The following is a 14,923-nucleotide window of genomic DNA, read 5'->3' on the forward strand; positions in this document are numbered from 1 at the left end:
AGCCTGTTTCTTTTTGTTGCAAACGGTTGGCATTTGCTAAAACAGCAGTTAACCTGAGAGCGTTACTCCTTCGATATCAAAATGGAAACCCGTCATGTTTGAGAACATTACCGCAGCCCCTGCTGATCCCATTCTTGGTTTGGCCGATCTGTTTCGCGCCGATGACCGTCCGACAAAAATTAACCTCGGCATTGGTGTTTATAAAGATGAAACGGGTAAAACTCCGGTTCTGACCAGCGTTAAAAAAGCAGAGCTGTATCTTCTTGAGAATGAGAACACCAAGAATTACCTCGGTATCGACGGTATTCCTGAATTCGGTCATTGCACCCAGGAATTGCTGTTCGGGAAAGGCAACACACTGAGCGCAGCCAAACGCGCCCGCACCGCACAAACTCCAGGTGGCACAGGTGCATTGCGTGTTGCCGCTGATTTCCTCGCTAAAAACACCACGGCTAAACGTGTGTGGGTAAGCAATCCAAGCTGGCCGAACCACAAAAGTGTATTTAATTCAGCGGGTCTTGAAGTTTGTGAATATGACTATTACGACGCGCAAAACCATTCTTTGAATTTCGATGGCCTGGTTAGCAGTCTGCAAGCCGCGCAAGCTGGCGACGTCGTGTTGTTCCACGGCTGCTGCCATAACCCAACCGGTATCGACCCAACGGCTGAACAGTGGAAGGTCCTGGCTGAGATGTCTCAGGCCAAAGGCTGGCTGCCACTGTTTGACTTCGCCTACCAGGGCTTTGCTCGTGGTCTGGAAGAAGATGCTGAAGGCCTGCGTATCTTTGCTGCAAGCCACCAGGAACTGATTGTTGCCAGTTCATACTCCAAGAACTTTGGCCTGTACAATGAGCGCGTAGGTGCTTGTACGCTGGTTGCTGCGAATGCCGATACCGTTGACCGCGCATTCAGCCAGATGAAGTCGGTGATTCGTGCTAACTACTCTAACCCGCCAGCGCACGGCGCATCTGTTGTTGCCACCATTCTGAGCAACGAAGCGCTGCGGACTATCTGGGAGCAGGAACTGTCTGACATGCGCCAGCGTATTCATCGCATGCGCCAGCTGTTTGTGAATACTCTGCAAGAGAAAGGCGCTGACCGCGACTTTAGCTTTATCATCAACCAGAACGGTATGTTCTCGTTCAGCGGATTGACCAAAGAGCAGGTGCTGCGTTTACGTGAAGAGTTTGGTGTGTATGCGGTTGCATCCGGGCGTGTGAACGTTGCGGGTATGACGCCAGATAACATGGCTCCGCTGTGTGAAGCGATTGTCGCTGTGCTGTAAGCGATACGTCGATAAAAAAAGAGCCGCATTTAGCGGCTCTTCTCATTTTACCAGACCGGTAATTCGTCTTGCAGGAACGGGTTGTGCAGGCGCTCGTAACCAAGCGTTGAAAGCGGGCCGTGCCCTGGGATAAACGTCACATCATCACCCAACGGCAATAACTTACGCTTAATAGAGTCAATTAACGCGGCATGATTGCCCTGCGGGAAATCACTGCGCCCTACTCCGCCTTTGAAAATCACATCACCGGAAATCAGCAACTGAGATTGCGCATCAAAGAATACAACGTGACCAGGTGTGTGCCCCGGGCAATGCAACACCTGTAAGGTTACATTCCCCACTGACACGCTATCCCCTTCATTCAACCAACGATCGGGGGTCAGCGGCAGGCATTCTTCCAGACCAAACATTTGGCTTTGTGCAGGTAATCCCTGCAACCAAAATTCGTCCTCTTTTTCCGGTCCGACAACAGGAACGCCATAAAACTCAGCCAGTTCCGCAGCCGCACCAACGTGGTCAAGATGACCATGGGTAAGCAGGATTTGCGTGAGTTTCACGCCTTTCGCTGCAACTTGCTGTTTGATCTTTTCGGCTTCACCACCGGGATCAACCAACGCTGCCTGTTGTGTTTCTTCACACCAAATTAGTGAACAGTTTTGGCCGAATGCGGTGACCGGGATAATGTGATAGTTCATGACACTCCAATACCGGCAGCAATCGCCGGATTCCGTTGTTTTACCAGTGCCTTAGTGGCCCGGTATCAATATGCACAAAGTTGCTGCTTGGGTAGTATCCTACACCACCAGCGCGCATAGATAATGCTGCTTTGCGAACATTGCTTAACGAAATCCCTTCAATATGGAAATCCATGGCCTGGCCTTTGGTGTGATAGCTCTTTTTAGCTACACCGCGGCTGTGGGCACGTAATTCGTTATTGGTGTCGAGCGAACGATAGCCTGATACCAATTGCACCGGTTTGTTGGTCCCCAACAAGCCCTGCAAGCGATAAAGCTGATCAAACAATTTAGGGTCGATGGATTTCATTTTGTTCGCGCGATAATCACGGAAGAAATGATTAAGCCTTGCTAATTCGTCCTGAATATAGCCTTTACCATCGAAAAATTCGGCTTTCAATGACTCACCTGTGTGCAGGTTATTGAGAGTCAGAATGCGCGGGCGCGGTGTTGAGAGTGTGGCAAACGCTTGCGATGGAAGCAGAGCGGCACCTAAAGCCACGCCACCCAACGCCAGCAGCTTGCGGCGGTTTGCGTCAAATTTGTCCATGATGTCCAGGTCTACAGGTAAAAAACGATCGAATAATATGCACTTCAGGCGCACTGCCGGGAACCTTAACTGCCAAAACAATGCGAGTCAAGGCGCGCTAAACCCAGTAAAACCGGGGCCTGTAGGGGCCCCGATTGGGTTACGCAATTATTACGACCGCTAATTCATTAGAATTACTGCATTTACCGGATCAATAGTTCAGCTTTTGGAAGAATTTGTGCGCCAGATCGCGCGGTGAGATCATAATTGTAAATATCTGTACGGTACTGGGTGCGCCCATCTTCACCAACGAAAGCAGTCAGGTAGTAAAGGTTCACTGGGATGGTCTGACGAATGTTTACGTATTTCGTACTGCCGTCTTTAAGCTGGCTCGAAATCCGCGCATCGTTCCAGCCCGCATCCTGTAACAGCATATTTGCCAGTTCAGAAGCTTTGTTTACCCTCACGCAGCCTGAGCTCAGCGCTCTTGCGTCTTTCTGGAACAAGTTGTGATTTGGTGTGTCATGCAAATAAATCGCATCAGAACTTGGCATATTAAATTTATATCGGCCTAACGAGTTCTGCGTGCCCGGTTTTTGCTGGAAGCGGAAAGGCAAATTGCTGGCCGTGATGGTTTCCCAGTCAACGCGCCACGGGTCGATAGATTCGGCATTGTTACTCCAGCCACGCAGTACGCTATAGCCGTGTCTGTCGAGATAGCCCGGGTCCTGGCGCACTTTTGGCAGAATGTCATTCCGCGCAAGCGTTGGTGGCACGTTCCATGGCGGGTTAACCACCACATTATTGAGCGCACTGCTCATCATCGGAGTTTTACGATCGGGACGCCCAACAATCACACGCGAAGCCAATACTTCACTGCCGTTAAGGTAATAGCTAAGGGAATAGTTAGGAATGTTAACCATAATGCCGGTATCAAGTTTCTTCGGCAGCAAGCGCAAACGTTGAATATTTAACGCCACCAGCGATGCACGCTGCTGCGGTGTCACATTCAACCAGTCGCGTGTTAACGCACCAATCGCGCCATCAACACCCAGTCCCTGCCATTTCTGAAAACGCTTCACCCCTTCAATCAACTCTTTGCTATAGGCACTGCGAACAGCAGGAGCTGATTTCTTTTTCTTCCCGGCGACAGCATCTGGAACCTGTTGCACGGTCTGGTCACTGTCTAGCTGAATCGCTGACGGGCTAACCGCCGCGGTGGTATCTCCTTTGCCTGAGCGCTCAGGCAGAGGAATAGATGGCTCGGCTTGCAACATACCGGTACGCGCGAGAATTTCACGCAGGGCTGGCACGTCATTGCTCCACTGGCCAGGGCGCAGTGTTTCGCTCCCGGTCAATTGAGGCCACGGGCGCGAATCGCTCAGCAAGTGCACCAGCGATTGATGTAATTTGGCATATTGAGGATGCTGAGGCGCTAAAGTCTCAATAAAACTCACCAGCGTTCCTTGATCGACGGCCACCTGCCACTGGTTAATTACGGAAATTGGCGGGGTCTGCATCTTGTACGGCTTGGTGCTGTAAAGCCAGCGGTTGCCTTCGGTCGGAATACCGTACACAAATTGTAGATAGCCCATCATCGCATCAGATAACACGATGTCGCGGCTCATACCGGTAACAGAGGGGTCGGTTAGCAGCTCAACCCAGGTCGTAAATTGAGGCTGAATACCGGCTATGGCCAGTTCCGCGAGCTGTTGCTGGAAGGCCTTAACTGCATCGCGATTTTCCCACATCGGCTTCATTTCACGCGCGGCATAGAAGGCTGATAGTGCATTCAGATAAACCGGTGTGTAGCCCGCAGGCAGATGCGCGACGAGCTGAGAGCGGCTTTGCGCGGCTGACATACCGGTAGAATTAAGCGGGAGCACGCCCACCATCGTGGCGGTAGCGGTTGATTGTGGTAATGGCTGGTCAGGTGAGCTGGCTGGTTCAATGCTCACAGCAGAGCTGTCAGATGGAACTACCGCTGGCTCATCGGCCTGCGCCATAAACAGTGGAGCGAAACTGAGTGCCAGCCCGTAACCGAGCGCTGACAGTCGAAAACCGTGCGTTTTTTTTAGCAACATCCTTTGCCCCCTGTTTATACACGTTACATTCCCCCAGCTTTTAGCGCTGGGTTTTAATCTCAGTATATAAACAGCGAATATTATTTGCCCGTATAAATGTAAATAAAATTAAAGATTAAGAACTATCGAGAAAAGAAAACGCGGGCCGTAGCCCGCGATTATTTATGACGCATCTATTGTTCCGGCAACCGGTTCGGGAAGCGGCGGTGCAAAGCCTCGCAGCCCGACGACGTGTACGTGTTCATGGTTCTGAACAACCTTACGTACCAGCTTATAAGTGGTGCCTTTTTCCGGGCTGATGTTCTCTGGCGCCGCAATGATCAGTTGCATTTCAAGTCGTTCGCACAGCTCGAATAGCGTCGCAATGGACTTGGCATCCAGTCGTGCCGCTTCATCAAGGAACAGCAAACGGCATGGAGAAATGTCTTTTCCGCGTAGGCGGCGCGACTCTTCTTCCCAGCTTTGAACGACCATAACCAGAATTGACATCCCGGTACCGATAGCTTCCCCGGTGGATAACGCACCACTTTCTGCGCGCAACCAGCCATCTGAACCACGGTTAACTTCAACTTCCATTTCAAGATAGTTGCGATAATCCAGCAGTTCTTCACCAATGGTCTGCGGCGTGCGCTGGCCCATATCGATTTGCGGATTCAGGCGTTGGTACAGTTTCGCTAATGCTTCTGAGAAGCTCAGGCGGTTGCTGTTAAACAAATCCTGATGCTGTTCATGCTGTTCTGAAAGCACATCCAGCAACATCGCATGGGTTTCACGTACGTTCACATTCAGGCGAACGCTGTTTACCTGACCGAAGGAAACACTTTGCAGACCCTGATTGAGCATCCGAATACGGTTCTGCTCACGTTGAATCGTTTTGCGAATGATATTCGCCACGCTGCGGGAACTGATTGCCAGTTTCTGTTCACGTGAAGTCAGCTCTTCAGTCAGACGGCTCAGTTCAATCTCCATCTGCTCGATGGCTTCAACCGGGTCGTCAGTACGGATGATATCCTGGCGGATACGCTCGCGAAGATGCTGGTAGACGGCCACAAAGAACTGAATTTTACGTTCAGGCCGTTTAGGATCTTCAGACATACGCAGGACATCACGCAGATGTTCGTTATCTGCCACTGCCAGTCGCAAAGCACCCAATGCTTTATCCGAAATAGAACGCAGCTCGTCGCCGGTCACATACGCCAGTTCGCGGCGATGCAGACGACGCTCAACCCCGTTCTCTTTCACCATACGCATGACGGCACACCAACCCGCTTTCGCTGTCACAACCTGTTCGCGCATTTCAAAATAGCTGCGCTCCAGTTGCTTCAGTTTACGCGTCAGGTTGCTCATTTCCGCTTCACACATCGTCAGCGCTTTTTCAAGCTGGTTGCGGCGAGAGCGGTTGTTACTTAACGCAGTATGCAGTTCGTCGCGACGTGCACGTGCGCGCTCTTCCGCACCGAGATCGGCACGAACACCGATATCCTGTAACTCTTTATGAAGGTCGGTCAGCAGCTCTTTTTTGGTGTCAAAGGAGCTTTTCAGCGACGCCATTAGCTGGCTGAACTGACTCAATTGCTGGGCATGGCTACGCAGCGCTTCACGTGAACGAGTACGTTCTGCTTCGGCCTGCTCAAGACGGTTACGCAATTTTTCATTTAAATCGCTGTTGCCATCAAGCATAGCGGCTGAATCTGAGTAGCTAAAGTGTGCGCGACGCTGCACAACTTCAGTCAACGCAAACGCCTGCTGACGTGCGTCACGCTGCACTTGCTGCGCGTATTGATAATCTTCTTTTAACTGCTCGAACTGCTCCGGATCGCTTTGCAGCACCGAGGCTACAGCTTCGAGTTTCGCCAGCGGATTACCAAACTGATGAAGGAAACGAGCCGCTTCTTCCGCTTCGTCAAGACGCTCACGGATTTCATCACAACGGTCAGCCAGTGTTTCATCATTCAATAAACTAATACGCGGCAACAGGCGGTTGAGTTGATCAACGCCTTCTTTTGCCTGGTCATATTGCTGGCGCTGTTGCTGATTGTCGTTTTCATGGCTGTTGATAGCACGTTCAACTTCGCCACGACGGGTGTTTAGCTGACGGATTTCCGCTTCCGGGTCATCGTCAAATGCCACGCCCAAATGCTGGCCGATGAAGCGGCTGAATGACTGGTGCAAACGCTGAGATTTCTGAACATCAAATGACAACGTTGCGAAACGTTCCGCCAGAGTTTCACGTTCTGCATGCAGTTTTTCGAGACGATTTTCACGGGCCGCGCGACCAAACAGTGGCAACTGAGGCAAACGCGAATAGCGCCACTGGCGTTCGGCGGTTTTGACCAGAACAGCGGCATTCAGCTCTTCAACGGTGAAAACGCTGTCATCGAAGGAAGCCGGGTCCCCTTCAATTAAGTACAAGTCTTCCGGGCAATCTTCGAGGTTATCGAGTTGATCGCGCACTAACGATAAATCTGGCACCACAATGGCGTGACGCGATGGGCCATACAACGCAGAGAAGTACGGTGCGTCGTCGAGGCTGATATCGTCATAAATTTCTGACAGCAGCACACCGCCAAACCGTTCAGCCAGTGCATTTAAACGTGAGTCTTCAGCACCACCTGGTTGGCTCAGACGTTCGATTTCTTCATCGATGGCACGTTTACGGGAACCGACTTCATCACGTTCAACCGTGACTTCACGCTCGCGCTCAAGCAGTTGCTGCATGTATTCAGTAACTTGCTGGCTGCTCTCGAACTGCTCATGGCTTTGCTCACAAAGCTGAGTCAGGCTGGTTTGCGCTGCCAGCCAAATCGGTGCGCGCTGTTGCAGGCGTTTAATACGCGCCTGGATTTGCTCTTGTTCCTGACGCAAGTTGGCACGCTGATCGCTGGCATCAGAAACGCGTTGCTGCAAGGTTTCGATGCGCTCAGAAAGCTCGTCGTGCAACACTTCCAGATCTTCAGGATCGAAGTGTTTACCCTGACGTTTGCAAAACTCAGCAAACATGCGTTCAGCTTCTTGCTGCTCGCGTAGGCGCTGTTCGAGTTCGTTAAGACGAGCACGCAACGGCTGAACTTGTTCCATCAGGTGGCGCTGATTATTGCTGTCACGCAGTAGTTCACGCGCAACGTTCCAGGCATCACTACGACTCACCGGGCCATTAATGGCCGTCACCAGCTGATAAGCATGCTCAAACTGGCTGTGCGCCGTTTGCGCCACACTCATTTTCTGCTCAAGATTAAGCAGGTTTTCGGTGCTTTCCTGCTCTTTAGCCTGGAAGGTTTCCAGCCATTCTTCCGCACTTTCAGCGGTTAAATCTGGCAGATGGCACAATGAACGCGCACGCTCGAGCGCCTGCAACGCTTGTTGGTACTGAATCGCGCGAGTTTGCTGCACATCAAGCGCTTGCTGGTAGTCGGCAAGCTGATTTTTCAGCTCATCCACTTCCAGCTCTGCGGCTTCGGCGCGGGCTTCGTTTTCTTCTTGTTGCTCAGAGGCTTCAGCAACAATTTCATTTTGTTCTTCGAGGCGCATTTGCAGTTCATCGAGGTCAGCTTCATAGCGCTCGATTTTTTCCTGCTGGCGGATCGCCGTTTGCACCAGGTTCAGGTGGTCACTGGCTGCCTGGTAATCTGTTTCCAGATCCCCTTCCGCACCGCTGTGTTCTCCAAGCTCACGCGCCATTTCGACATGTTTGTATTGTTCCGCAGCCAGTTGCTTACGGCTGGTCAACAATTCACGGCGGAATTCGAGCGCTTTATCCAGATGAATGCGGCGTTCGTTGGCATGACGCATGTAGTCTGCGGCCACGTAATTGGTGGCTTCAGAAATCAAATGCTTAAACAAGTCGCGGTCTGATTGAGTGACGCGAATGGCTTCGAGCGTCATGCGGTTTTCACGCAAAGCCGCTTCCATATCCTGGAAGGCTTTACGCACGCCGCCGTTTTCCGGCAACAAGTAGTCGCGCAGTGAACGAGTGATCGCGCTGGAAATCCCGCCGTAGAGCGAGGCTTCAATCAGACGGTAGTACTTGCTACGATCTGACGCACTGCGCAAACGACGCGCCACAATGCCCAAATCAAACATCAGCGAGTGGTAGTCGGTAATCGAGTTGAACTGTTTAAACTGAACGCCGTCGATGGCCTCCACTTTATCTTTCAACTCTTGCAGGCTCAGTACGCGCGCCTGGCGTTCGTTGAGCGCTTCCGTCAGCAATTGTGTTGGCTGAATAGAAGTCGGCAAGCCCTGAATCGCAAACGGTTTGATGTCGACTTTGCGGTCGCGGCCTGCAACTTGTTGCAGACGCACACCGACCACGACACGTTGATGGCGGGAGTTGACCACGTCCAACAAGGAATAACAGACACCGGCTTTTAATTTACCGTGCAGACCTTTATCGCGTGAGCCAGATGTGGCCCCTGCTTCGGTGGTATTACGGAAATGCAGCAGTGTTAAATCGGGGATTAACGCGGTGACAAACGCCGCCATTGTGGTGGATTTACCGGCACCGTTACCGCCTGAAAGCGTAGTAACCAGTTCATCTAAATCAAAAGTACGCGCGAAGAAACCGTTCCAGTTTATCAGCGTTAGTGAGCGAAACTTTCCGCGTTCAATCATTCCTGTTCATCCTCCGCGTTGTCCTGAACAATTTGCGACTCTTCTGTTTCATCATTGAGTTGCAAACGAGTTTCTACCGGCATCGCCTCTCCATCACGGATCATGCGTAACTGCGCTTCACGCGCATCGTCACCGGCGCGCACATCGGCGCCAAAGCGGAATACGGATTCGGTAATACGGAATTTGCTGCTGTCATGCCCCATAAACCAGATCATGCCGAGACGGCGAAGACGGGTTAGCGAGGCACGTACTTTTTCTTGCAGCTTCTGGCGGTCCAGATCGGAGCCAGTAGAACGGTTATTCACAAGCTTGAGCAGCTTACTTTCATCCGCCAGCGTCAATAACTCGTCGTAAAGTTCAGCCTGAGTAAAGATACCTTCGTTAGCCAGGCGTTCCGGGCTGAGATACAGGTAACAAAGGATTTTCCCGACCATCATATCCAGCTCGGATAATACAGAGCGCGGAATCAGCGTGGTGGAGCGCGGACGCAAATAGAAGAAACCTTCCGGCGCGCGAATCAACTCCACATTATAGCGGGTGTAAAACTCTTCCAGTTCATCCTGGAAGTCCATCAAATAGGCATGATTATCCAGTTCATCAAGCCCAACGTGCCTTCCGGAGCGTAATTGGCTATCGAGTGCTGGAAATAACGGATTGGCCAACGCCTGTGCCAGTTTTACTGGCATCACTTTTTCAATATTTGTTGATGACATGCGCCTGTACCTTGGCTCCGTAATCGTTAATTGCCTGCCACTGTGGCGGCAAGCCAGTAAAGTCTGCTTCAGCCACACCCAGACGGACAGCCTGGTCGACTACGATTCTCGCCACATCGAAATGGCGGGCGCGTGGGTATTGCGCCAGATAGTCCCGCATTACCACACCTAAATCCAGCGGCACTTGTCTGGTTTTATAGACCTGAAGTGCAGCTTCAATCATGGCAGCAAGCTGTTCGCGGATTTCATTAAACTCTTCGAATTCCAGGTCGCTTGGCAGCTCGCCCATGACTTCATCGTCACGCAGCGTCATTTCTTCATCACGCATATCCAGCAGACGATCGGCGTTGGCGTAGGTCAGTGCCCAAGGGGCATCGAAATAGTTTTGTACCGAAACGCGCAGACGCTGCGCAAAAACACGGTTTTTATCCATGTCGATAGCGGTACGAATGAATTTATGAACGTGACGGTCATAGCCGATCCACAGGTCAATGGCCTGTTGGCCCCAGCTAACGATGCGATCAAGTTTGCTTTGCAGATCAAACACCAGGCGGTCAACAAAATGCAGATCATCACGCCCCAGAATCGCATCCTGGATGCGTAATAGATTTGCCTGAAGCTTGTCACCTGCGGCTTCAAGGGTGTCCTGCAACTCACGCAACGTACCGGAGGTTTCGGATAACAACATTTCGCAGCTGGAAATGGCCGCGCGCCAGTCTTTGTTCAGCAGTTGCGCGATATCATCTTTAACCTGTTGTTGGTGCTCATCCATGATGCGCTGGGTGAGATCGATGCTGTCAAAAATCTCGGCGACCGAGTATTTCAGTGGTGCAAAAACATTGCGATGCCAGTGGAATTCGTCACCACCTTCATCCGCTGAATCTGCCGCGCGCTTCAATTCGCCACCGACAATCGACAGCTGCATGGATAAACGCAAGGTCGAAAACTCGCGCTGGCGAATGTAGTAATCAGTAATACCAATACCGAGCGGCGTCAGGCGATAAATCGCGTTACCTTCATTGATTTCGCTGACAAAACGGTTGATTAAACGCTGGCGCACCATGTCATTGATGGCGTTATTGGCGCGAACGTTAATGGTTTCGCTGGTTTGGTCGAACCCTTCACTGACGTGACGGAAAGCGTCAATCAGTTCGCCTTCACTCATCTCACCGTCCAGGCGCTCACCGTTTAGGGTGGCGATAGCCAACAGGAACGTCAGGCGCTCTGTGGGAAGTGAAATCGAGTAGTCATTTTTCCTGGCCCAGGCAACCAGCTCCGGCACTGTCTGGGAAACATCACTCATAATTTTTCCTTGGCTCAAGCGGCTTGATAGCTGTCACGTGGATATAGCGGCCGAGACTCACAAAAGGTTCCTGGCGGCAATAACGCGTTTCCAGTTCAAGCAAATTCTCAAAACCATCGCGTTGTTTGTGCTTATCGCGCAAGTAATCGTGGAACACTCGCACACCGGTTTTCCCGGTTATCTGCCAGCCAATTTGCTCCAGCCAGTGGTACACCTGTTCTGGCTGTAGCGGATTGTCAGGCGACAGAGTCTTCCGCTTATTCTTTTTCATGCCCTGGAGAACATATTCGAAGTTACCGACAAACATATTTCTCATCAGTAAGCCGTTAGCATTGTAGAACATCAGGGATAAAGCACCGCCGGGTGCAAGGCTTTCCCACAATGTTTTCAGTACGGCCTGAGGATCTACGACCCATTCCAGCACAGCGTGAAACAATATCAGATCAACCGGCTTTTCCAAATGTTGACCAATATCCTGGGCGGAGGAATGTACGAAATGCATGTTCTCGCTCACACCTTTCTCACAGGCTTGTGCCTGAGCGCGAGAAATCATCTCAGCGGAAACGTCGCAGAGCAGAACTTCATGACCCCGCTGCGCAAGACCACAGGCAGTTTGTCCTTCGCCGCCGCCCGCATCCAGAACCCGTAATTTCTCAGGCATGGTGGACAGCAAAGCATCAAGATCTTGCCATAAGATAGCCTGGCGAAGTTGTCCTTTGGTTGTACCGTATATGTTGCGTGAGAACTTCTCAGCAATGTCGTCAAAATTGCGGTCACGCACGGGTACGGCTCCATGGGGGAAAAGGGATTATCCGAGATCGGTGGGTATTTTGGCACAGCTGCGCCAGGAATGAACCCGTCTGGTGTAAGATCACCTGCGTTTACCTGCTGTATGGCTAAAAAAGGACCCATAATTCATGCTTTTTATCCTGAAAAAATTTATCGGGGGACTGCTTCTGCCCTTACCTTTTTTATTATTGATGATGGGCGTGGCACTTTGCTTGTTATGGTTCACCCGTTGGCAAAAAAGTGCAAAAGCGCTGTTAAGCGTGAGTTGGTTAGTTTTGCTGCTGATTAGCTTACAGCCCGTGGCCGACAAAATGCTCAAGCCTATCGAAAATGCCTACCCGACCTGGCGCGGAAGCGAGAAAGTGGATTACATCGTGATTTTAGGCGGTGGCTATACGTGGAACCCTGAATGGGCGCCGAGTTCCAATCTCATCAATAATAGTTTGCCACGCGTGACTGAAGGTATTCGGTTATGGCAGGAAAACCCTGGTTCGAAGCTCATTTTTACCGGGGCAAGAGCGATGACAAATCCGGTCAGTACCGCTGAAGCCGGTGCCAGAGTAGCTGAGAGCCTGGGCGTTCCACGCTCCGAGATAATCACTCTGGACTCGCCAAAAGATACCGAAGAAGAAGCGGCTGCGGTGGAGAAAGCCATCGGGCAGCAACCGTTCTTGCTGGTGACTTCCGCCTCTCACTTACCGAGGGCGATGGTTTTCTTCCACAATGCAGGTTTGCATCCCCTTCCGGCACCCGCGAACCAACTGGCGATTGAGTCTCCGTTAAATCCCTGGGAAAGAATCATCCCTTCTCCAGTGTGGTTAATGCACAGCGACCGGGCGGGTTATGAAACTCTGGGACGCATCTGGCAGTGGATGAAAGGATCCTCAGGAGATCCAGGGAAGTAAATTTTTCGCAGCCACATCAAAGGCGGGTCGATTTAAGCGGCCCGTCTGTAGCAGTTGATCGACGCCATCCCACAAAACATATAGCCAACGCCGCCACAAGAATGACTCAGACACTGGCGCGCGTTGCAAATAATGCCACAGCAAACTCTCGGACTGCCCTGCTTCATACAAGCGGAATATTTCATATTCCCGCGGCGCCCAAAGCGTCATGCCCGGATTTACCATTGCCAGTAACTGATCGCTACGTCCATCTTTTAGCATGCTGCTGAGGGTAAAGTTGCCGTGTATCAACACGCAATTGTCGTTGAAATCTTCGAACAAACGCGGCAAGCATTCCCGTGTGCGGAACAGGATGCGCCGGTCCTGCATCGTCAGGCCATTATTCGGATATTGATTGATGGTTGCCCAAAGCGTTTCGACGCGCTGCCGGTACCATGAAGGCCAGATATTCTCTTGAGTGTTGTCGACATTCCCGACGCAGCCACGGCTGTCAACCCGGTGCCAGGCTAGCAGGCCTTCTACAATTTGATCTTTGAGATGCTCCCAACGATCTGGCGTGCGGGTGGGTGCTTCAACGGGTACGCCACGTAAACGCTCCATTAACAGCACATCCGGCCCAGGAGTGTCATCGTGAGTCACAACACCGTAAACCACAGGCATACGCACTGTGCCGGATCGTGCAAGCATCGACATTTTCCAGGCTAACTGAGCAGCAATGCCTGGGGTGCTAAAACTTTTTGCCAGCAGAGACATCGCATTCCCGTCGCTGTCATATAGCGACCACAGGGCGGTGTTTGGCTGTTCATTGATGCACTCAATCCGGCTTAGTTTTTCACCCAGCAGATGACTCAATTCCTTGCGTAGCAACTCCATGACTCATTACCCCTTACAACACTGGTGTTTTTATAATGAGCTTGAGAACGCTGGATGTCATCCATTCAGATCAAATTGACTGACGATAATAAAAAACCGGCGCTGAGCGCCGGTTTTTTAGAGAAGAAGAATTATCGCATCGCCTGACGAACGCGTTCCAAATCTTCCGGCGTATCCACGCCAATGCTCGGGATTTCTTTAGCGACCGCGACATGGATTTTTTCACCATTCCACAAAACGCGTAACTGTTCGAGCATTTCGATTTGTTCGAGCTGGCTAGGTTCCCAGGTCACATAGCGGCGGATAAAACCGGCGCGGTAGCCGTAGATACCGATGTGGCGCAGCAGAGAATCACCAATCGTTTCACGCGACTGGGCAAAGCGATCTCTATCCCATGGAATGGTCGCACGGGAGAAATAAAGCGCATAACCCTGCGCATCCATCACGACTTTCACTGCATTGGGATTGAAAGCTTCTTCCGCAGAGTCGATTGGCACCGCGAGTGTCGCCATTCCCGCCTGACTATTTGCCAGATTGAGCGCGACCTGGCGAATGATAACCGGAGGGATCATCGGCTCATCGCCCTGCACATTCACAATCACGGTATCATCACTAAAATTATATTTTTCAATAACTTCAGCAAGACGCTCGGTGCCTGAATGGTGATCGGCGCGGGTCATACAAACTTCGCCACCAGCTGCTTCAACCGCACGTGCAACATCTTCATGGTCGGTTGCAACGATGATGCGATCGGCACCCGATTCGCGGGCGCGCTCCAGAACATGCACCACCATCGGTTTACCGTTGATGTCTTTCAGAGGTTTGCCCGGCAAACGTGTAGAAGCATAGCGAGCAGGAATAATTGCCACAAAACTCATGGATTCGTCTCGTCAGAAGTCAAAACTCGAGCTTCAGTCTCCAGCAGCACTGGAATACCATCGCGCAGGGGAAACGCCAGGTGATCAGGTTTGCAGATAAGCTCCTGCTTTTCCTGATTAAAGTACAACTTGCCGTTACATACCGGGCAAGCAATGATTTCAAGTAATCGATGATCCATGGTTACTCCAGAATGGCTGCCATCAAAGGCAGCAGAATAA

General features: G+C 51.4%; 12 protein-coding genes. 2 read left to right on the forward strand and 10 right to left on the reverse strand.

The features are described 5' to 3' along the window. The first annotated feature begins 94 nt into the window (after positions 1 to 94). Entirely contained in the window at positions 95 to 1,285 is a 1,191-nt protein-coding gene (locus DY231_RS15650) for an amino acid aminotransferase (RefSeq protein WP_115629783.1), read from the forward strand. Positions 1,286 to 1,332: 47 nt separating this feature from the next. Here the strand turns inward: DY231_RS15650 and DY231_RS15655 are convergent, their stop codons facing one another. The 7 genes from DY231_RS15655 to cmoM form a co-directional block, all read right to left on the reverse strand. Then, a complete protein-coding gene (locus DY231_RS15655) occupies positions 1,333 to 1,980 on the reverse strand; it encodes an MBL fold metallo-hydrolase (RefSeq protein WP_034494338.1) in 648 nt (215 codons plus the stop codon). A gap of 40 nt (positions 1,981 to 2,020) precedes the next feature. Further along, positions 2,021 to 2,569, reverse strand: coding sequence for a peptidoglycan L,D-endopeptidase MepK (gene mepK / locus DY231_RS15660; protein ID WP_172588701.1), 549 nt, complete (start codon positions 2,567 to 2,569; stop codon positions 2,021 to 2,023). A 182-nt stretch (positions 2,570 to 2,751) separates the two neighbouring features. Continuing rightward, positions 2,752 to 4,632: a L,D-transpeptidase gene (gene ldtD / locus DY231_RS15665; protein ID WP_115629787.1), complete on the reverse strand. Its 1,881-nt coding sequence runs from the start codon at positions 4,630 to 4,632 to the stop codon at positions 2,752 to 2,754. Positions 4,633 to 4,794: 162 nt separating this feature from the next. Then, on the reverse strand, positions 4,795 to 9,243 hold the full coding sequence (gene mukB / locus DY231_RS15670) for a chromosome partition protein MukB (protein WP_115629789.1): 4,449 nt from the start codon (positions 9,241 to 9,243) through the stop codon (positions 4,795 to 4,797). Continuing rightward, a complete protein-coding gene (mukE, locus tag DY231_RS15675; protein ID WP_115629791.1) occupies positions 9,240 to 9,956 on the reverse strand; it encodes a chromosome partition protein MukE in 717 nt (238 codons plus the stop codon). Before mukE ends, mukB begins: the two co-directional genes overlap by 4 nt. Then, positions 9,937 to 11,259 carry a chromosome partition protein MukF gene (gene mukF / locus DY231_RS15680; protein WP_115629793.1) on the reverse strand — a complete coding sequence of 441 codons (1,323 nt, stop codon included), beginning with the start codon at positions 11,257 to 11,259 and terminating at the stop codon, positions 9,937 to 9,939. The genes mukE and mukF overlap by 20 nt, the downstream gene beginning before the upstream one ends. Next, a complete protein-coding gene (cmoM, locus tag DY231_RS15685; RefSeq protein WP_115629795.1) occupies positions 11,252 to 12,040 on the reverse strand; it encodes a tRNA uridine 5-oxyacetic acid(34) methyltransferase CmoM in 789 nt (262 codons plus the stop codon). The genes mukF and cmoM overlap by 8 nt, the downstream gene beginning before the upstream one ends. A gap of 136 nt (positions 12,041 to 12,176) precedes the next feature. On the opposite strand from cmoM, the gene elyC reads away from it, so the two are divergent. Continuing rightward, a complete protein-coding gene (gene elyC, locus DY231_RS15690; protein WP_115629797.1) occupies positions 12,177 to 12,953 on the forward strand; it encodes an envelope biogenesis factor ElyC in 777 nt (258 codons plus the stop codon). Here the strand turns inward: elyC and DY231_RS15695 are convergent. The 3 genes from DY231_RS15695 to ycaR form a co-directional block, all read right to left on the reverse strand. Further along, positions 12,933 to 13,826 carry a YcbJ family phosphotransferase gene (locus DY231_RS15695; RefSeq protein WP_115629799.1) on the reverse strand — a complete coding sequence of 298 codons (894 nt, stop codon included), beginning with the start codon at positions 13,824 to 13,826 and terminating at the stop codon, positions 12,933 to 12,935. The two genes, elyC and DY231_RS15695, sit on opposite strands and share 21 nt — an antisense overlap. A gap of 131 nt (positions 13,827 to 13,957) precedes the next feature. Further along, positions 13,958 to 14,704: a 3-deoxy-manno-octulosonate cytidylyltransferase gene (gene kdsB / locus DY231_RS15700; RefSeq protein ID WP_034494330.1), complete on the reverse strand. Its 747-nt coding sequence runs from the start codon at positions 14,702 to 14,704 to the stop codon at positions 13,958 to 13,960. Further along, positions 14,701 to 14,883, reverse strand: coding sequence for a protein YcaR (ycaR, locus tag DY231_RS15705; protein ID WP_034494329.1), 183 nt, complete (start codon positions 14,881 to 14,883; stop codon positions 14,701 to 14,703). The genes kdsB and ycaR overlap by 4 nt, the downstream gene beginning before the upstream one ends. Positions 14,884 to 14,923 lie beyond the last annotated feature (40 nt).

The organism is Buttiauxella agrestis, assembly GCF_900446255.1.
In the GTDB taxonomy this organism is placed as follows: domain Bacteria; phylum Pseudomonadota; class Gammaproteobacteria; order Enterobacterales; family Enterobacteriaceae; genus Buttiauxella; species Buttiauxella agrestis.

What these genes read in the sequence shown, in the direction of transcription:
- DY231_RS15650 (WP_115629783.1), top strand. Translation starts at nt 95, where the DNA reads ATGTTTGAGAACATTACCGCAGCCCCTGCTGATCCCATTCTTGGTTTG.
- DY231_RS15655 (WP_034494338.1), bottom strand. Translation starts at nt 1,980, where the DNA reads ATGAACTATCACATTATCCCGGTCACCGCATTCGGCCAAAACTGTTCA.
- mepK (WP_172588701.1), bottom strand. Translation starts at nt 2,569, where the DNA reads ATGGACAAATTTGACGCAAACCGCCGCAAGCTGCTGGCGTTGGGTGGC.
- ldtD (WP_115629787.1), bottom strand. Translation starts at nt 4,632, where the DNA reads ATGTTGCTAAAAAAAACGCACGGTTTTCGACTGTCAGCGCTCGGTTAC.
- mukB (WP_115629789.1), bottom strand. Translation starts at nt 9,243, where the DNA reads ATGATTGAACGCGGAAAGTTTCGCTCACTAACGCTGATAAACTGGAAC.
- mukE (WP_115629791.1), bottom strand. Translation starts at nt 9,956, where the DNA reads ATGTCATCAACAAATATTGAAAAAGTGATGCCAGTAAAACTGGCACAG.
- mukF (WP_115629793.1), bottom strand. Translation starts at nt 11,259, where the DNA reads ATGAGTGATGTTTCCCAGACAGTGCCGGAGCTGGTTGCCTGGGCCAGG.
- elyC (WP_115629797.1), top strand. Translation starts at nt 12,177, where the DNA reads ATGCTTTTTATCCTGAAAAAATTTATCGGGGGACTGCTTCTGCCCTTA.
- DY231_RS15695 (WP_115629799.1), bottom strand. Translation starts at nt 13,826, where the DNA reads ATGGAGTTGCTACGCAAGGAATTGAGTCATCTGCTGGGTGAAAAACTA.
- kdsB (WP_034494330.1), bottom strand. Translation starts at nt 14,704, where the DNA reads ATGAGTTTTGTGGCAATTATTCCTGCTCGCTATGCTTCTACACGTTTG.
- ycaR (WP_034494329.1), bottom strand. Translation starts at nt 14,883, where the DNA reads ATGGATCATCGATTACTTGAAATCATTGCTTGCCCGGTATGTAACGGC.